Below are 18,450 nucleotides of genomic sequence, written 5' to 3' on the forward strand. Positions count from 1 at the left end.
TTGGGGGGTGGCAAGTTGTTTTTGTCGTTAACCCCGTTAAATCAACGAAAAAATACAAAATTGAACGTCTGGCAGAGCTAAACTTTGACAGTACGTTAGTTATCAAGGAGGTTATTAAATGAAAATAGAACACATCGGTCTTTGGACTGCGGATTTGGAAAAAATGAAAGAATTTTACTGTGATTACTTTAAGGCTACGGCAGGTGAAAAGTACCATAATCAGAAATCAGGATTCCAATCCTATTTCTTATCCTTCGCGGATGGTGCCAGATTGGAGATCATGCATCGCGAAGATGTAATCAAAGGCTCCCATACAAATGAAATACTTGGCTTTGCGCATCTGGCCATTTCTGTCGGCAGCAAAGAAATAGTGGACGCCTTGACTGAAAAACTGGTGGATGCAGGTTATCCTTTGTTGAGCCCATGCAGAGTGACCGGCGATGGCTATTATGAATCGGTCATCGGCGATCCGGAAGGAAATCGAATCGAAATCACGATCTAAAATAGAATGATGAGGTGAACTGAGTGGATTTGAAAGCGATCGTTTTGGACATCGACGGCACATTGTTGAATGACCAGAAAGTAATCACGCCAAGGACGAGAGAATCATTATTGCGTGCTCAAGAAGCCGGCGTGAAACTTGTGCTGGCTTCCGGTAGGCCCTTGCCGGCGATGCTGAAATTCTCAAAAGAACTAAAGATGGAACACTATCATGGCTTGCTCCTTTCCAATAATGGGGCTTGTGTGACGGATTGTGCAACGGATGAGATGCTCTTCAGCCAAAGCATTTCCGAAGAAATAGGCTCAGCGCTGCTTACGCACTTGGAGCAATTCGAGGTCAAACCGATGATTGCGCACAAAGATTATATGTATGTTAACAATGTGTATGATTGCATGATCACCGCACCACCGCACGGCTTGAGGAACATCATCGAGTACGAGTCCCGCAGCGGAGACTTTAAATTATGCGAAGTGGAACATCTGGCGGACTTTGTCGATTTCCCCCTGCATAAAATTTTGATCGCGGGAGAACCGGATTACTTGGCGCAGCACTGGCAAGAAATCATGCAGCCATTTGAAGGACGGATCAATGGCTTTTTCTCGGCGCCGTTCTATTTCGAGATTGCCGACAAAGGCATCGATAAAGCCTATGCGCTGGACAAGACACTGCGGTCATTGGGGATCAATGCTGAGCAGGTCATCTCATTCGGGGACGGGCAGAACGATGCATCCATCATCGCCTACGCAGGTGTAGGTATTGCGATGGGCAATGCGATCGACGCGCTGAAAGCGAGCGCGAACGAAATCACGTTGTCCAACAACGAAGACGGCATCGCCCATATGCTTGAGAGATATTTGTGAGAACAGAATATACCGAAAAGCCAGACCGCATCCTTAGCTTTGGATGGTCTGGCTTTTTTGGCTACAGGTATAATACCTGGTGAGGAGCTCTTCGCCGGGAATTATCCGGCAAATGAGGACCTCTTTCCCGGCGAAGGAGGCTTCACCGGGAATTTTCAGCCAAATGAAGTCGGAAATACCGGCGAGGAAGTCCTCACCGGTATTTCGCGTCCATAGCGGTGGAGCACGTTCGTTAAGAATTGCTTAAAAGAATAAATATTTATTGTAAAACGATAAATGTAAAGCTACACTAACAGTAACAAATCCAAACGAGGTGTTGTAGACATGAAACGAGAAACATTCTTTTTGAAGGCGGTCGTCGTTCTGATGGGCCTTCCGGTAGTAGCGCTCTGCATTTTTATTATCCCGGAAATCGCGACTTTCTTGGTCGAACTGGTCCCAAGCCTGTCGTATTTGCAATATCCATTTATGATCGGACTGTACGCATCCGCGGGCATCTATTTCGTCGCTTTGTACCAAGTATTTAAGCTGCTGGGTTACATCGATCAGGACTTGGCATTTTCCGATCTGACGGTGCAAGTGCTGAAGAACATCAAACGCTGTGCGGCTGCAATCGGCGGGCTGTTCATCCTGTTTATGCCGCTCATTTTTATGATGGGTGATTTGGATGACGCTCCCGGCCTCGTCCTGATCGGCTTGATCATCATTTTCGCCTGCATGGTGATTGCCGTCTTTGCCGCTGTCCTTCAGAAACTCCTGCAAAATGCGATCGCAATCAAGCAAGAAAACGACTACACGATATGAGGTGCGTAAAATGGCAATAATCATCAATATAGACGTCATGTTGGCAAAACGCAAAATGAGCGTCACCCAACTGTCGCAGCATGTAGGCATCACGATGGCCAATCTCTCCATCCTGAAAACCGGAAAAGCGAAGGCGATCCGCTTCTCGACCCTGGAAGCCATCTGCAAAGCCTTGGACTGCCAACCCGGGGATATTTTGGAATACCGAGAGGATGAAGAAGAGGAATAGCGATGCTGCGCCCACATAACCTGGAAATACAGGGGAAACCCTTAGTCCGACATAGTGCGAACATTCACAATCCGTGGTAAAATAGTAAGAAAAATGGAGGTTTTACCATGGCAAGATATGAACAACAACGCAATTTTCTGAAGTCGGATTTCAAAACATTCAGCGCAATCGAAACGGATAAACAGAAGGGAATTCCGCAGCCGCCGAACGTAAAAGCTTACGATGCGGATGCAAAAATCGTGGATTTGCCTGCCGTCCACGGCGGGGTTGTGAAGAAGGAGAACATCTACGAAATCATCAAGGAACGAAGAAGCGTCCGCCATTATGCGAAGGATGCGCTCACGATAGATGAACTTTCCTACCTATTGTGGAGCACGCAAGCCATTACGGGCACCAACAGATCGGGCATCACCTTCCGCACGGTTCCATGCAGCGGCGGGACGCATTCCTTTGAGACCTATCTGTTCATCCTTAACGTGGACGGTTTGAAAAAGGGCGTGTACCGTTATTTGGCGGATTGCCATAAACTATTGTACCTGAGCGAAGTCAACGACATAGATGAACAGGTCGATAAAATGACGCTCGATCAGCCGTTCGTGCCGAATTTCGCCAAACGCGCGTCGGTCATCTTCTCCTGGAGCTGCATCCCGTACCGCTCTGAGTGGAAATACGACATCACCGCGCACAAAAAAATCCTGATTGACATCGGTGCAGTCATGGAAAACCTATACCTGACGAGCGAGTCAATCGATGCCGGAACTTGCGCATTGGGTATCTACGATCAGGACATGGTCGATGAACTTCTGCATTTGGACGGCGATGATGAATTCACGATCTTCCTGGCGGCTGTCGGGAAGAAAGTCGAGAAGAAGTAGCATCGGAATTGAATGTATAATAAGAAATAGCCCGCCAAAGTGTTTTTGGCGGGCTATTTCCGTTCAAATAACATTCAGAAAAACCGCCTAAATCAACTTAACGGGGTATCTCGTGTTGCTCTTATACATTTTACCCCGCTAAATGGGTTTTCGCGGGGTAAATATTAACTCATTACATCAGCATATAGTGAGCTGTTTCGTTCTAGCATGCCTTTAGCGAAGGCGCAGCGAGGTATGATTTTTTTACTGCGTTCAGCTGTTCGGCAAAACCTATCAACTGTGTTCGGTTCTGCATAATATTCATTTATTGGCAGTCATGATACCATATGTGAATAGATATTCAATGGAAAAATTACGACAGAAAATTGCTATTTTAATCATCTTTTTACAGAAATAATGTCTTGGTATATTGAATCAAGCAAACAGTAAAAGCTGACAAAGGCGCTAAAGTAATCGTTGCTTCCTAAAATATCGGGAAGTTTTTTATTTGTGAGGCGATGATCAGAAACTGGAAAAAGCCATAAAGGATTGGAGGAAAACAATGGACTTGGATTTTATAAGAAAGGCTATCCCCATGTACCAGGAAGCAGCATTCCTTGTGTTGCGCTTGGGTTGGATTGGGATCATCTTTGCCTTTATCATCGGCCTAATTGTCAGTATCGTGCGCTATTATAAATTGCCTGTGTTGTCGCAGTTTTTTGAGGGATACATCGAATTGTCCCGCAATACGCCCTTGATGATACAATTGTTTTTCTTGTATTTTGGCTTGCCGCAGGTTGGTATCCACTTGAGCGCTGAAGTCTGTGGCATATTAGGGTTAACCTTTTTGGGAGGTAGTTACTTTGCGGAAGCGATAAGAGGTGGTTTGGAATCCGTCCCGAATATTCAGATGGAATCAGCGTCCGGTCTGGGTTTATCAAACACGCAAACTTTTCTGTATGTTATTTTCCCGCAGGCAATCGCAAATTCCTTTCCCAGCATCGGGGCGAACATCATCTTTCTGCTGAAAGAAACCTCCGTGTTCAGCGCAATCGCATTAGCCGATCTGGTTTTTGTCGCGAAAGATATCATGGGATTGTATTACAAGACCAATGAAGCGCTATTCTTGATGGTCACAACCTATCTGGTGTTTTTATTGCCGATATCCCTTTTGATCCATTTCATCGAAAGGAGGTTGCGTTTTGCAGGATTCGGGAATTAACATTTTATTCGAAGGTCAAAATCTGCAACGTATCTTGGAAGGCCTTGGGCAAACGGTTTTTGTCGCAATCATATCAGTCGTGCTTTCATTCATACTGGGACTTTTGGTCGGAATGCTCATGACAAGCAGAAATATCGTTGTTCGGTTCGTCACAAGGCTCTACCTCGAAGTCGTACGGATTGTCCCCGTATTGGTGATGCTGTATATCCTGTACTTCGGCCTTACACGTTGGACAGGCATTCATATTGATAATCGAGTGATCGCCATTTTCGTGTTTACCTTTTGGGGTACTGCTGAAATGGCCGACATCGTCAGAGCATCCGTCACATCCATACCAAAAATCCAATGGGAAAGCGGACAGGCATTAGGATTGACTGCAGGGCAACTCTATGTGTATGTCATTATTCCTCAGACCGTCCGGCGCATCGTTCCACCGGCCATCAACTTGGCTACCAGGATGGTGAAAACGACAGCGCTGTTGCCGTTGATAGGGATTATTGAAGTCATCAAGGTCGGACAGCAAGTGATTGAAGTATCCGTGAAGGACTATCCGAGTGCTTCCTTCTGGATCTATGGGTTGATCTTCTTCCTGTACTTCATCGTCTGTTACCCGTTATCGAAATTATCCAAAAAACTGGAATTGAAATGGCAAGAGTGAGAAGGGGTGAAGAAACATTGGAAAGTCCAATATTAAAGCTGAAACACGTAAATAAATATTACGGAGAAACTCAGGCCTTGGCTGATATCCAGTTGGATGTAGCCAAAGGAGAAGTTGTGACCATCATCGGACAATCAGGTTGCGGCAAATCGACTGCCCTGCGCTGCATCAATGGTCTGGAGCAAATTCAGTCCGGTAGCATCTTGCTGGATGGAAAAGAGATAGCCGCAGCAGGGACGAGTTGGAAAGAAGTCAGGCAGAAAATCGGAATGGTCTTTCAAAAGTATGATCTGTTTCCGCACATGACAGTTCTTGATAATGTCCTATTGGCTCCTTTAAAAGTTCAAAAACGCAAGAAAGAGGAGGCAGCCGAAGAAGCCATTGCGTTGCTGAAACGGGTTGGTCTGGAAGATAAAGCGCATAGCTTCCCGAGGCAGTTGTCCGGCGGGCAGCAGCAACGGGTTGCAATCGTGCGCGCATTGATGACGCACCCGGAAATCATGCTTTTCGATGAAGTGACGGCGGCGCTCGATCCCGAGATGATTAGGGAAGTCTTGAACGTCATCCTCGATCTGGCAAAAGACGGCATGACGATGCTGATCGTCACCCATGAAATGGCTTTTGCGGAGGCAGTCAGCGATAAAATCGTCTTTATGGAAAAAGGGAACATTGTTGAAATTTCTGAGGATCCGAAAGCTTTTTTCACGCAGCCACAATCGCAAAGGGCTAACGAATTCATCAACACATTCAGGTTTCAATAGAAAGACAATATATATGAAAAAACATTGGAGGAATGAAGAATGAAAAACAAATTTATCAAATCATTGGCTATATTATCAGCGACAGTGGGGCTAGCGGCTTGCGGCGCGGGTGCAACAAATGATTCTTCAGAAGGCTCCGTTGCCAATATTGAAGATAAAACAACAGTGGACACAATCAAAGAAAATGACGTCATCCGCATCGGTGTTTTCGGCGACAAACCGCCGTTCAGTTATGTGGATGCGAACGGAGACAACCAAGGCTTCGACGTTGAGATTTCCAAAAAAATCGCAGAAGATCTGCTAGGGGACTCTTCAAAAATCGAATGGGTCATCACAGAAGCAGCAAACCGAGTGGAGTATCTGGAAACAGGCAAGGTTGACCTGATGATGGCCAACTTCACCGTCACACCGGAACGTGCAGAAGTAGTGGACTTCGCCAACCCATATATGAAAGTATCTATTGGAATCGTTTCTCCAGAAGGGGATGTCATCACGGATGTTTCTCAATTGGAAGGCAAACAATTGATCGTCAACAAAGGAACAACCGCAGAAGCTTATTTCAGAGAAAATTACCCTGATATCGAACTGTTGGTCTATGAGCAAAACACAGAAACGTTCCAAGCCTTATTGGATGGCCGTGGCGCCGCTTTGGCACACGACAATACCTTGATCTTCGGTTGGATCAAAGACAATCCTGGCTTTGTGGCAGGCGTTGAAGCCATCGGGAACGAAGATACCATCGCGCCAGCAGTAGCTAAAGGCGACACCGCATTGTCGGAATGGGTGAATGCAGAGATTGATACGTTGAATGAAAGTGGCTTTATCGCAGAAGCATACGAAAAGACATTAGCCCCAGCATTCAGCTCCGATATTGATCCTGCATCCGTCCTGATAAATCAATAATAAGAGATGCAATTGTCGGCTTGGTCAGCGATAATAGTTTCCCAATACACAAATAGGTCGGGACTTCGGTTCCGGCCTTTTTGAATTTCTCAGATGTTGTGAAAATAAATCAGGTAATCTGTTGATATAAAATGAAAATATAGCGAATCATAATAAAAGTTAATAATAATTCAAGAAAAAGTTGGGTTTCAGACAATTTTACAGAAAAACGATGTTATATCAGCGCGGAAAGCGGATTCCTTTAGATTTTTCAAGTTTGACATGTCGGATGGACTCTCTATAATGAGGGATGTTGGTTTGGATGCATTCTGATAATGAATCTGTACAAATAAAAGTTAATCAGTCTGAGTCCATTTACTAGCTACCTGAAAAATTACATTCAAATGAGAACATATGTGAATAATGTCTCATAAATGAAAGCGGTATTTCTGGTGTAGATAAATATAATTACATTATAGGCTGAACCTATTCAATGTAATAGAGTATATTTGGTTCTGGCTGGAGGCATTATTTAAAACAATTGAAAAAATATATCATTGTGAGGGGCGTTTTATTTTGTCGAAAAAATATATACGGATTATCATTGCAGGTATGCTGTTGATGCTAGGGGTAGGGATTCCGATGAACGGGTTGGCATCGTTTTTCAAACCGGTAACAGAAGCGACCGGATTTTCAGTTTCTCAATTCAGTTTGGTGGGCAGTTTCCTTAATTTGACCGGAATAGTAGCGGTGCCTTTAGTCACCAAATTTTTGCTGCCTAAAATTGGCTTGCGGAAAACATCCATCCTGGGTGGTATTTTCGGAGCATTAGGATTCCTACTATTATCCAACGGAAAATCCTTGCTTGCATTCTACTTGGGGGCAATCGTCATCGGCTTATTTATGATGTCGTCAACAGCAATCGTTTCTGTAACGCTTGTGAATAATTGGTTCCGCAAAAGCCACGGCTTGGTTATGGGACTTGTTGCTGCATCGATCGGCTTAAGCACCGCTATCACGAGCGCAATTGTCCCGACTTTCATCCAAAATTATGGTTGGGAAAAAGGGTTCTTATTATTGGGCGGCATGTACGCTGTTGCTTTGTTCTTGGGAGCGTTTCTGTTGATCGAAAAGCCCGCTGATGTAGGCATGTTGCCTTATGGCGTGACGGAAGATTCGCTTGCAGCTGTAGCAGAACAAGCAACGAATGATTCTTCGACAGTTGTCACCAACCATAAAAACACGGATATGACCTATGCGCAAGCATTGCGTTCGCCAGTATTCTACTTATTGGCCTTGTCATTCGTGTGTTTCGCAATGATTTCCACATTCACCCAACAAATTCCGATCTTCTTTACGACAAAAGGTGCGACTGATGTTCAAGCAGGTATGGTTTTGTCGATCGCGGCCATCGTCATGATCGCTTCCAAGATCATCATGGGCATCGCCAGTGACAAGCTGGGTGCAACAAAAGCTTTGTACATTTTCACGACAATCTACATCCTTGCATTCTGTATTTTTGCCGCAACCGATAACATCACGATCATGATCGGCGCAGCGATGATCTATTCAATGAGCACAGGCGTTCCTGCCGTAATGAACCAATTAGTCACGTTTGAGGTTTTAGGGAAAAAGGAATTCACCGCCATATGGGGCATCTTATCGACAGCCAGCAGCCTGGGTTTGGCTTTGGGCGGCCCGCTGCTGGGCTACTTCTATGATGCAAGCGGCAGCTACAACACGACAATCATCGTCAGCATCGACTTCATGGTAGTTTGCTTAGCGTCTTTCTTCGCCGCAGTAACATTAAGAAAACGCGAGATTAAAAGGGCTTAATAGCTGGTAAATAATCGAAAATTGTTATCTGAACGCTAATACATTAAGCTGCTCTCCTGACCGAGAGCAGCTTTTTTTGGTTTACACAGTAAATGAAATATCGCTATAAAAAATAAATTTTTATGCATCTGACGTGGTACAATTAAATTAAAATAACATTAAGAATATTTTGTCAGGAGGGTAATTATGCAAGGTAATGTCATTCCATTATCACAGTTGATGCAAGGCGGTGGTGCGCGCTTCATTATCCCTGTTTATCAGAGAAATTATGATTGGAAGAAAGCTAACTGCAAAAAACTTTATGATGATTTGATCGATGTATCACAGACTGACAAAAAGAAGCATTTTTTCGGAAGTATCGTTTATAAGCCTAGTGGGATGATGAGTGAGGTAATCATTATTGATGGGCAGCAACGATTGACTACAGTTTCCTTATTGCTGTTGGCAATGATGAATCTATTATTTGAAGGGAAAGTGACTTCAAATGAGGAAAGTAAGGCTGAAATGATCAAGGATTTATACTTGACCAACCCTTTTAAAAAAGGTGACGAAAAACTGAAACTGAAGCCAATAAAAAAAGATAATCTTGCTTTTCAAAGATTATTTGGCGATCCGGACGAGTTTATTATGTCATCAAATATGACCGTAAATTATCTATACTTCTATAACCGAATCCAAGAAAAGAATATTAGTGTCGATGAACTTTTTAGTGCCGTACAGAAACTGGAAATCATGCAGGTCAGCTTGGACTCGCCAGAAGATGATCCTCAGTTAATTTTTGAAAGTTTAAATTCAACCGGATTGGATTTAAGCGAAGGCGACAAAATCAGAAACTTTATTTTGATGGGGGAATCTCCGTCTAACCAAGAGGAGTACTATGAAAAATATTGGAACCTTATCGAGGAAAAAACAGCGTATGACGTTAGTGATTTTATACGTCACTATTTAACGCTAAAGCAAAATAAGATTCCTAATTTTTCGAATATCTATTTTGATTTCAAAGAATATGTAACAGTCAACGGGATAACTATTAAATCGCTGTTGATCGATCTTTTGGCTTATGCTAAGCGGTACGAGCAAATAAAGGAAGCCTCTACAACAACAAAAGGCGTTAATGAGGTGTTAAAGCGCATCAATATTTTGGAAATGAGTGTCATGACGCCTTTCTTTCTTGAAATCCTGAAAAATTACGAAGATACAATCCTGAGTGAGGATGAGCTTCTAGATATTTTCAGAGCAACTGAAAACTTCATCGTAAGACGATCCATCTGTAATTTGCCGACAAATGCATTGAGCAAAATATACTCAACGCTCAATAGAGATGTTTTAAAACTTAAAACAAATCAAGACAATTACGCTGGAGTGATGAAATACATACTTCTCAATAAAACCGGCAGTGCAAGATTGCCAAAAGATGATGAGTTCAGAGAGGCGATCAATTCAAAAGATTTTTATCACATCAATAACAAATGGAGAGCCTATATCTTTAACCGTTTAGAGAATAGAGAGAGTAAAGAGACAACTGAGATAATCGATGGCTTGCTCAATACAAAGAAATACAGCATTGAACATATCATGCCTCAAACATTATCTAAAGAATGGCAAAAAGATCTTGGAAAGAACTACAAAGAGGTTCATGAAATCTGGTTAAATCGATTAGCCAATCTTACTGTTACCGGATACAACTCCAATTATAGCAATCGAACTTTTTCCGTTAAAAGAGACATGCGGGATGGTTTCAAGGCCAGTCCGTTCAGGCTGAATGAATATTTAAAAAAAGCTGAACGATGGACAGAGCAAGAGCTTAAGGCAAGAGCAAAAGACATGGAAAAGAATGCCTTGAATTTATGGAAATACCCAAGTACTGCATTTGAACCAATCATCATAGATGCGGGAACCGTTCCCTTTGATTCTGATCAAGATTATACCGGTATGACGGTTGCTGCTTTTGAATTTTTAGAGAGTGGAAGAATTTCGGTCAAGTATTGGAAGGAAATGATAATAAAAATTATCAAGATGTTATTTGATAAGGATCCCAGCGGGCTGTATCAATTGGCCGCATCTGAAGAGTCTGGCTTGGCCGCATCTTTTATAGAAGAAAGACGAGACGGATACGTGGAAATTGCTGAGCGTTTATATTTCTACGGTGAGACAAGCACTTGGGCCAAAGAGAACAGTCTTAAAAAATTGTTTGAACTATACAAAATAGCTGAAGATGATCTCATGATAGAATTCAGAGATGGCGAAATTGGGGATCCCGAGGGAAAGAAGAAAATCCAAAATGCGGTTATGGATACTATCAAATCATTGCTGGATACAAATCCGGAAATAATCAGGGATAGTAAAGCCAACTTCAGATACATACGGTTTACAACCCAAACATTGGATGCTCTGATTGAGAAAACTGGGTCGGGTTGGACTGCCTCAAAAAGAGTCCTTTTATATGAGTGCGACATTAAAAGTGGGAAAATAGGTTTCACGCTGTATGTGGGACCCGGTGAGGAAAGCACAAGACAAAATATCTTGAAAATTGCCGAAAGAAACCAGACTAAAACAATTTTTTCTGAAATTAGCAGTGGGAAAAAATGGACTCAAATCTACAGAAAAGATATCTTGCCCAAAAACTACATTGAACAATACAAAGATAATGTAGAAGATTTAAAGAACGAAATCAAGGGGAAGATAGATGATTTTTTCAGTGCTGACATGATTCACATAAATGAAATAATTGCGCGAGAGTATTAGCGTGCTTATTCTGCGAGTAATGATAACTATCGGATTTATGACACCTACTGCAGAGAGAACAAAAGGGATAGAGAGATTTTGTCCGATTTTTGGGGATTTCTTAATGTATAACCCTAGTGATTGCTTTAGGAAACTCCACAAAAAGTTATGAGAAGCAAAGAAAAGCTTTTTTTATCGTGATATAATGTGCCTAATGGATTTTTAAGTATGAAAAGTAATGTTAGGAGCTCCCAATGGATATCACCTATAAAAAATTGTGGAAAATATTGATTGACAAGGAAATGAATAAAACTCAGCTCAAGGAAGCAGCAGGAGTGAGTAGTAACGTCTTTGCAAAACTGGGGAAGAACGAACCGGTGGCAATTGAGACGCTTGTAAAAATAGCTATCGCTTTAGATATTGATATTAGCGACATCATTGGGTTAGAAGAACGATGACATCTAAAACGGGAGGGGGCAGCTATTTGTTAGTAGCAGAGACTATGATGAAACCAAGTGAGGAAGATAAAAACCAGATTATTGATGAATGTAGTTCAACTGACATTCTTGAAAATACAATTCGTGAACAAATGCCAAACATATTAGATATTCTCTTGATCGATCGAACAACATCCACATCAAAGGCGAAGAAGAACATCATTTGGGCGAATGAAAACTATATCAAACATGGTAATAAAGCTTATGCAGCAACAGCTCAAATGCGACCTGAACTAGTGACGGGCCAAATGGGACAAATCATTAAACCACGAGCCTTGAAATCAAAGGAAAGACAAAAAGAGCGCACTAAGTCAAAGGCGGAAGTGTTTACTCCAACTTGGATTGTGAAAAAACAAAATGATGAGGTTGAGAAGGACTATCTAGATGATGACCTAGAAATCTATGTCAAACGAACATGGTTGGAAATCACTTGTGGGGAAGCACCATATATGGCAACTCGCTATGATATGGCAACTAGTGAAATTGTGCCACTGAATGAACGTGTTGGATTCGTCGACCGAAAGCTAAAACGCATCAATGAAGAAGTGGTCGATAAAGCAGAATGGCAACGCTTAGTTGTGGAAGCTTATAAATCAAGCTATGGATTCGAGTGGAGCGGTGACTCATTACTGCTTGCTCGTGAAAATTTACTATACACCTACCGTGACTACTATTTTGCTAAATGGTTAGAAGAACCGCTTTACGGTTTGTTCGAGGATATTGCTGAAATTATCAGCTACAACGTTTTCCAAATGGATGGATTGAAATACATCATTCCTCTAACAGAGAAACGAGAAAAAATTGTTGAGGTACAAATGTCACTATTCGATGACGAAGAACCAGAAGAGCGATGGAATATTAAACCAGGTAAGCGCGTGAAAGTGATGAACTGGGAGACAAATAAAATGGAATTCTTTGATAAAGGAGTTAAGTAGGATATGACTGACAATACGCTAATCAAAACGACCAAAACGATATATCCACAGATTTACGCCTACACTTTGCCGACTATAAAAGACGACGAAGGTTGGATCAAAATTGGTTACACTGAACGTAAAAATGTCGATGAGCGTATTCGTGAACAAACGAAAACTGCTGCCATTAACCTAGAGTATTTAAAGCTCTGGTCAGAACCTGCAAAACTCAACTTGTCAGATGATTGGTTCAAAGATAAACAGCTTCATGCTTATTTGCGTAAATACAAGAGTATTAAACAACGCCCAAATACTGAGTGGTTTTTCTACAATGGTACTCCAGAAAAGGCTCATGCTGATTTTGAAGCTTTCTGTAACAACGAGTGTAGTCAAGTCAAAGAAGAATTAACCTATCAACTTCGTTTTGAACAAGAAGCGGCAGTTACTCGGACATTAGAATATGCAAAAAATCATAAAAATGGCGAGTATTTATGGAATGCTAAGCCACGTTTTGGGAAGACGCTGACGACGTATGATTTTGCTCGCAAATTAGATGCTAATAAGGTTTTAATTGTCACGAATCGTCCAGCTGTTGCGAATTCTTGGTTTGACGATTTTGAAAAGTTCGTTGCTTGGCAAACAGATTTTGCATTTGTTTCAACAAGTGATTCATTAAAAGACCGTCTGGTGATGAATCGAGACGAGTTTGAAAAGCAAATGCACAACGGTGGTAAAGACAGAATGGTTGCCTTTATCTCTTTACAAGACTTAAAAGGTGCTATTTCTTTTGGTGGTGGTCGTGACAAGCTAAAATGGGTCAAAGACTTACATTGGGACCTATTAGTTATCGATGAATCACACGAAGGGGTTGATACGTTCAAGACAGATATAGCCTTTGAAAACATCAATCGTGATTTAACGCTTCACTTATCCGGTACACCATTCAAAGCAGTAGCTTCTGGAAAATTTGCTCAAAATCAAATCTATAACTGGACTTACGCTGATGAGCAAGAAGCCAAAGCTGCCTGGGACAAACCTGAAGAAAACAATCCTTACGAAAAATTGCCACGGTTGAGTATGTTCTCTTATCAAATGAGTCAAATGATTACAGATGAAGTCAACAAAGGTGCTGAGATTAATGGTGAAAATATCGACTTTGCTTTTGACTTAAATGAATTCTTTGAGACCAATGATAACGGGAAATTTGTGCATGAGGCGGATATCAAGAAGTGGTTGGATTCTCTTTCTCATAATGAAAAATATCCGTTTTCAACAAAAGAACTCCGTGATGAGTTAAAACATAGTTTCTGGATTTTAAATCGTGTAGCCAGTGCTAAAGCCCTGCAAAAATTACTTAAAGAACATCCTGTCTTTGAAAACTATGAGGTTGTGCTTGCAGCTGGGGACGGACGAGGCTCTGACGATGACCAAATCATCAATCAAAAATCACTTGGTCGAGTAAGAGAAGCAATTGCAACTCATGATAAAACGATCACGTTGTCTGTTGGGCAATTAACCACGGGTGTAACGGTACCTGAGTGGACTGCAGTATTGATGCTTTCTAACATGAAATCACCAAGTCTATATATGCAGGCAGCTTTTCGAGCGCAAAATCCGTGCGACTATAAAGTTGATGGACAAATGCGTCAAAAAGAAAATGCTTATGTTTTTGACTTTGCGCCAGAACGTACCCTTATGATTTATGATGAATTTGCTAATAACCTATCAAGCAAGACAACCAATGGTGGTGGAACGACTGTCGATCGCAAAGCCAACATCCGTACCTTGTTAAACTTCTTCCCGGTCATTGCAGAAGATAATAATGGGAAGATGGTTGAGCTTGATGTGAACCAAGTTTTGACGATTCCAAAGGTAATCAAAGCGCAGGAGGTCGTCCGTCGTGGCTTCATGTCAAATCTACTCTTCCAGAACATTTCAGGAATCTTTGCATCAGCTGGTGCTCGTGAAATCTTGGAACAATTAAATCCTGTTGATGTTGGGAAAACAGTACCACGTAAGACAGACGATCCAATTGATACGAAAGATGTCCGAGTGGACAATAATGGCGAAGCCACTGTTGAGCAAGATATTGTTGTAGCACAAACAAATGCTCATTTTGGAGAAAAAGTTTATGCTGACATCCAGTCAACAATTGAGGAAGCAACTAATCAAGTAGCGAACAACTTATCAAACGTCGTTGCAACTACCTTCAAGGAATATACGCAAGAAGCGGTTAAAGGCTTGGCGAAAGAAAATGGCTTGACCGCAAAAGCTGCTGAGCAAGTTGTGCAACAAAGTGCCAATGTGATTGCTCGTGAAGTAGACACAGTTCAAAAGAGAGCTGAAATCAAACACGCCGAAGCAGAAGTTGAATATAAGAAAATAGTAGCAGAAGCTCATAACGATGAAGCTAAAGTGGCAGAAGCAAAAGTTGCTTATGAAGTTAAGAATCATCAAATCGAAGAAGATTTCAAGAAAGAAGTCGCGACAACGGTTGAGACGAAAACCAAAGAATTGATACAACAATCAACTGAAACTATCTTGAAGAAAGCTGAAGACAAGAAGAAAAATACAGTTGAAGATGATGTGCGTGCTCGTTTACGTGGTTTTGCAAGAACGATTCCATCATTCTTAATGGCTTACGGTGATCCATCAACAACACTGGCGTCATTTGATACAACAATCAAAGATGAAGTCTTCAAGGTAGTAACAGGCATCACTTTGGATCAATTTAGAACTTTACGTGACACTTATAATTTTTTTGATGCTGTGGTATTTGACGAGTCCGTTCAAGAATTCTTGAGAAAACGTGCAGATCTTGCCAACTATTTTGATGAAAGCCAAGAAGAGGATATCTTTGATTATATTCCACCCCAACAAACCAACCAAATTTTTACGCCGAAGAAAGTCGTGAAGATGATGATTGATAAGTTGGAAGAAGAAAGCCCGGAAGATTTCACGAACCCTGATAAAACATTTGCAGACTTGTATATGAAGTCTGGCCTTTATATCACTGAGATAGTTAAGCGGTTATATGCAGGGCTTGAAGATAAAATTCCAGATGAAAATGAACGCTTGAAGCATATCCTTGAACATCAAGTTTATGGTTTTGCGCCAAGTGAAATCATCTATAATATTGCACGTAACTTTATCTTTGGCTTTGATGAAAAAGCTAAGAATATTGATGACTCACATGTCGTTTATCTTGATACAACACCTTTTGCTCGATGTGAAGGTGACTTTGAAGCTAAATGTGATGAATTGTTTGGAGGTAAGAATTAATGAAATTTGACGTAGTGGTGGGAAATCCACCGTATCAGGACGAATCCATCGGTGGCAGTACTAGCAATAGCCCAATATATAATCATTTTTATGATTTGGCAGAGCGAATCTCTGCACAGTATTGCCTAATCTCCCCGGCACGTTTTTTGTCGGGAGCAGGTTACACTCCTAAAATCTGGAATAATAAAATGCTCAACGATGAACATCTCAAAATAGTGTTTTATGAGCAAAAATCAGGAAATATTTTTCGTAATACGGATATAAAGGGCGGAGTCGTTGTTCTTCTTCGTGATAAGAATAAAGTGTTCGGCAAAATAGGTACGTTCACACATTTTGAAGAACTTAATTCTATGCTGGTTAAGGTGTCGAGCAAAACCACTCAAACCGTTGAACCGCTAATTACAGGACGTGGTATCTATCGACTTACGGATATGGCTATTGCTGAATGTCCGCAAATTGTTGATGTTCAATCGAAGGGGCATACAAAAGATGTTGGCACAGGTGCTTTCAAAATATTAGATAACATCATTTATTTTGAGCGCAAGCCTGACGATGGCAAAGAATATATCCAAATAATAGGATTGCTCGGTAATCGGCGAGTTTATCGTTGGATTCGTAAAGATTATGTAAATGAACCAACTGGGTTTGATAAATGGAGAGTTGTATTACCTAATGCAAATGGAACTGGTGCTTTAGGCGAGGTATTGTCTACACCCCTAATCGGGGAACCCCTAATCGGGGAACCCCTAATCGGGTTTACAGAAACATTTATATCAATTGGTACTTTTGACAACGAAATTGAAGCACAAAACTGCTTTAAATATGTAAAATCAAAATTCGCTAGAACAATGCTCGGCATCTTAAAAGTTACTCAACATAATACTTCCGCTAAATGGAAGTATGTTCCATTGCAAGACTTCACATCAAACTCAGATATTGACTGGGCTCAATCCGTTAAGTCAATCGACCAGCAGCTTTACAAAAAATACGGTCTCGACCAAAATGAAATTGACTTTATCGAAAATAAAGTGCAAGCGATGGATTAGTGTAAGATCGAGATATAACAGAAAGCTAGCGATGCGGTAAATGGTTTCATCAAGAAGATAGCGTCAAACTTTTTTGACAGGAAACACAATGAATGAGACGCGTCTCCATCTAGGTTACGCACATGCTTACCACAAATGAGGTCATTTAATTGAGAGGAGCGGCGGTGTGACGGTATTCTTTTGATAGTTATGGGAATGATTTGAAAAAGAGAATAAAGTTGATTGAGCGGAATTCCTATGATTGACGGGCTTTCCGCTTTTTTTCTCCTTCCGGATTATCTAAGGTTGTAACAATTTGCGTAACTGAAATGGAAGTAAATTAAATAAATCTTGAATACCCTTAATAACATTGAGATAATGAGAGCAAATCAGATGAGGCGGTGGATACTTTGATTAGTCGTAATAAAGATATGTTTGTATCATGGGAATCTGTTGTCAAGGATCAAAACCAAGTGAATATATAGAAAAAGGCTATATAGATGCTGATGACGATGTCCGCTTGCGGACTGTTGCGGAGTGCTGTAACTGTTTTGGGGCAGGGTACAAAGGTTTCCAGGGCAGCGGCGCAAAGCATTAGTTTGAGGAAGATACGGACATCAAGCGTTTGAAGTTTTATCCCAATGGAGAGTGGGATAACCGCTTAACTCCAGATGGGAACAGGTTCACGGAGTTCCATATTAATTCTGCGGAAAATGACAAATATGCCTGGAGTCGATTAACGGAGCTGAACCAAAAAATAGCGCTCTTTTCTTATGAAAAGGTATCTTCAACGAAATACGAAGCCATCTTTAAAGGCTTGTACCGTGTTAACAAACAAGAAAGTCTGAAAAATAAGAAAGTCACCTATGATCGCATTTCGAAAATAATGCCAACCTACTATCCAAAGAATGTAATGGCACCAAAAGTAATTGCTGAAGCATATGATAAGGAAGGCTATATGGTTGCCCATTTTTATGACGCTGAGGCGGTGGGTGCATTTCGGAAGAAATACGAAATGAAATACATCCACCCAGACTTTTTCTAAAGACTAGCGGTGGTAAATTCTTGTCCTTAACCGTGCTTTACACCACTTTACAAGTAATTAAAAACTATGTTTTTCTTCAGCCCATCGTTCATAAGTCTTTAGGATAGCCAGCGATTTAATCCTGTTTTCGATGGAAAGCACGAAAGTATAGAAAAATACTTCCTGCTGGATCGCCATTCCAATGAGTTGTTTCTTCACTTGAGAACTTTCCTCCTTCAAATGGGCATACCTCTCCTGTTTGAAGGGAAGAAGCTGAACGCAACTATAGGCAATGGCTAAAAAGTTGACGTAACTTTCAATTCCATTTTTGCTTCTGACCATATATTTACCGAAGGACCAGAAGGTCTTCTGTTCA

The 18,450-nt window shown here is 41.4% G+C and carries 16 protein-coding genes and 2 pseudogenes; 17 read left to right on the forward strand and 1 reads right to left on the reverse strand.

The window, feature by feature from the left end; translation table 11 throughout:
- Positions 1-118 precede the first annotated feature (118 nt).
- From BMZ71_RS12185 to BMZ71_RS12255, 17 genes and pseudogenes are all read left to right on the forward strand, one after another.
- On the forward strand, positions 119-502 hold the full coding sequence (locus tag BMZ71_RS12185; protein WP_086990526.1) for a VOC family protein: 384 nt from the start codon (positions 119-121) through the stop codon (positions 500-502).
- A 23-nt stretch (positions 503-525) separates the two neighbouring features.
- Positions 526-1,362 (forward strand): Cof-type HAD-IIB family hydrolase, encoded by an 837-nt coding sequence (locus BMZ71_RS12190; protein WP_086990528.1) that lies wholly within the window; start codon positions 526-528, stop codon positions 1,360-1,362.
- Between the two features lie 57 nt (positions 1,363-1,419).
- The gene (locus BMZ71_RS14965; RefSeq protein WP_177187612.1) at positions 1,420-1,578 is read left to right on the forward strand and encodes a hypothetical protein; all 159 of its coding nucleotides are present in this window, start codon (positions 1,420-1,422) and stop codon (positions 1,576-1,578) included.
- 108 nt (positions 1,579-1,686) lie between these two features.
- Positions 1,687-2,166, forward strand: a complete 480-nt coding sequence (locus BMZ71_RS12195) for a DUF2975 domain-containing protein (protein WP_086990530.1) — start codon at positions 1,687-1,689, stop codon at positions 2,164-2,166.
- 10 nt (positions 2,167-2,176) lie between these two features.
- Positions 2,177-2,395, forward strand: a complete 219-nt coding sequence (locus BMZ71_RS12200; RefSeq protein WP_086990532.1) for a helix-turn-helix domain-containing protein — start codon at positions 2,177-2,179, stop codon at positions 2,393-2,395.
- A gap of 107 nt (positions 2,396-2,502) precedes the next feature.
- On the forward strand, positions 2,503-3,270 hold the full coding sequence (locus BMZ71_RS12205) for a SagB/ThcOx family dehydrogenase (RefSeq protein WP_086990534.1): 768 nt from the start codon (positions 2,503-2,505) through the stop codon (positions 3,268-3,270).
- Positions 3,271-3,811: 541 nt separating this feature from the next.
- The gene (locus BMZ71_RS12210; protein ID WP_086990537.1) at positions 3,812-4,471 is read left to right on the forward strand and encodes an amino acid ABC transporter permease; all 660 of its coding nucleotides are present in this window, start codon (positions 3,812-3,814) and stop codon (positions 4,469-4,471) included.
- Positions 4,452-5,129 (forward strand): amino acid ABC transporter permease, encoded by a 678-nt coding sequence (locus BMZ71_RS12215; RefSeq protein WP_068559409.1) that lies wholly within the window; start codon positions 4,452-4,454, stop codon positions 5,127-5,129. The genes BMZ71_RS12210 and BMZ71_RS12215 overlap by 20 nt, the downstream gene beginning before the upstream one ends.
- A gap of 17 nt (positions 5,130-5,146) precedes the next feature.
- The gene (locus tag BMZ71_RS12220) at positions 5,147-5,890 is read left to right on the forward strand and encodes an amino acid ABC transporter ATP-binding protein (RefSeq protein WP_281242347.1); all 744 of its coding nucleotides are present in this window, start codon (positions 5,147-5,149) and stop codon (positions 5,888-5,890) included.
- Positions 5,891-5,929: 39 nt separating this feature from the next.
- Complete coding sequence (locus BMZ71_RS12225) at positions 5,930-6,793, forward strand: cysteine ABC transporter substrate-binding protein (protein WP_068559413.1); 864 nt, start codon at positions 5,930-5,932, stop codon at positions 6,791-6,793.
- A 555-nt stretch (positions 6,794-7,348) separates the two neighbouring features.
- A complete protein-coding gene (locus tag BMZ71_RS12230; RefSeq protein WP_086990541.1) occupies positions 7,349-8,608 on the forward strand; it encodes an MFS transporter in 1,260 nt (419 codons plus the stop codon).
- Between the two features lie 186 nt (positions 8,609-8,794).
- Positions 8,795-11,353, forward strand: coding sequence for a DUF262 domain-containing protein (locus BMZ71_RS12235; RefSeq protein WP_086990542.1), 2,559 nt, complete (start codon positions 8,795-8,797; stop codon positions 11,351-11,353).
- Between the two features lie 233 nt (positions 11,354-11,586).
- The gene (locus BMZ71_RS12240; RefSeq protein ID WP_086990544.1) at positions 11,587-11,790 is read left to right on the forward strand and encodes a helix-turn-helix domain-containing protein; all 204 of its coding nucleotides are present in this window, start codon (positions 11,587-11,589) and stop codon (positions 11,788-11,790) included.
- A gap of 26 nt (positions 11,791-11,816) precedes the next feature.
- Positions 11,817-12,764 (forward strand): restriction endonuclease, encoded by a 948-nt coding sequence (locus tag BMZ71_RS12245; RefSeq protein WP_245734437.1) that lies wholly within the window; start codon positions 11,817-11,819, stop codon positions 12,762-12,764.
- 3 nt (positions 12,765-12,767) lie between these two features.
- The gene (locus BMZ71_RS12250) at positions 12,768-16,025 is read left to right on the forward strand and encodes a DEAD/DEAH box helicase family protein (RefSeq protein WP_218142820.1); all 3,258 of its coding nucleotides are present in this window, start codon (positions 12,768-12,770) and stop codon (positions 16,023-16,025) included.
- Positions 16,025-17,071 (forward strand): Eco57I restriction-modification methylase domain-containing protein, encoded by a 1,047-nt coding sequence (locus BMZ71_RS15145; protein WP_218142821.1) that lies wholly within the window; start codon positions 16,025-16,027, stop codon positions 17,069-17,071. Before BMZ71_RS12250 ends, BMZ71_RS15145 begins: the two co-directional genes overlap by 1 nt.
- Before the next feature lie 421 nt (positions 17,072-17,492).
- Positions 17,493-18,095, forward strand: a pseudogene (locus BMZ71_RS12255) (hypothetical protein).
- A 57-nt stretch (positions 18,096-18,152) separates the two neighbouring features.
- On the opposite strand, the pseudogene BMZ71_RS15150 reads toward BMZ71_RS12255, so the two are convergent.
- Positions 18,153-18,450, reverse strand: a pseudogene (locus BMZ71_RS15150) (IS701 family transposase); the annotation flags it as partial.

The organism is Trichococcus flocculiformis (genome assembly GCF_900113645.1).
Lineage (GTDB): Bacteria > Bacillota > Bacilli > Lactobacillales > Aerococcaceae > Trichococcus > Trichococcus flocculiformis.

What these genes read in the sequence shown, in the direction of transcription:
- BMZ71_RS12185 (WP_086990526.1), top strand. Translation starts at nt 119, where the DNA reads ATGAAAATAGAACACATCGGTCTTTGGACTGCGGATTTGGAAAAAATG.
- BMZ71_RS12195 (WP_086990530.1), top strand. Translation starts at nt 1,687, where the DNA reads ATGAAACGAGAAACATTCTTTTTGAAGGCGGTCGTCGTTCTGATGGGC.
- BMZ71_RS12200 (WP_086990532.1), top strand. Translation starts at nt 2,177, where the DNA reads ATGGCAATAATCATCAATATAGACGTCATGTTGGCAAAACGCAAAATG.
- BMZ71_RS12205 (WP_086990534.1), top strand. Translation starts at nt 2,503, where the DNA reads ATGGCAAGATATGAACAACAACGCAATTTTCTGAAGTCGGATTTCAAA.
- BMZ71_RS12210 (WP_086990537.1), top strand. Translation starts at nt 3,812, where the DNA reads ATGGACTTGGATTTTATAAGAAAGGCTATCCCCATGTACCAGGAAGCA.
- BMZ71_RS12225 (WP_068559413.1), top strand. Translation starts at nt 5,930, where the DNA reads ATGAAAAACAAATTTATCAAATCATTGGCTATATTATCAGCGACAGTG.
- BMZ71_RS12235 (WP_086990542.1), top strand. Translation starts at nt 8,795, where the DNA reads ATGCAAGGTAATGTCATTCCATTATCACAGTTGATGCAAGGCGGTGGT.
- BMZ71_RS12240 (WP_086990544.1), top strand. Translation starts at nt 11,587, where the DNA reads ATGGATATCACCTATAAAAAATTGTGGAAAATATTGATTGACAAGGAA.
- BMZ71_RS12250 (WP_218142820.1), top strand. Translation starts at nt 12,768, where the DNA reads ATGACTGACAATACGCTAATCAAAACGACCAAAACGATATATCCACAG.
- BMZ71_RS15145 (WP_218142821.1), top strand. Translation starts at nt 16,025, where the DNA reads ATGAAATTTGACGTAGTGGTGGGAAATCCACCGTATCAGGACGAATCC.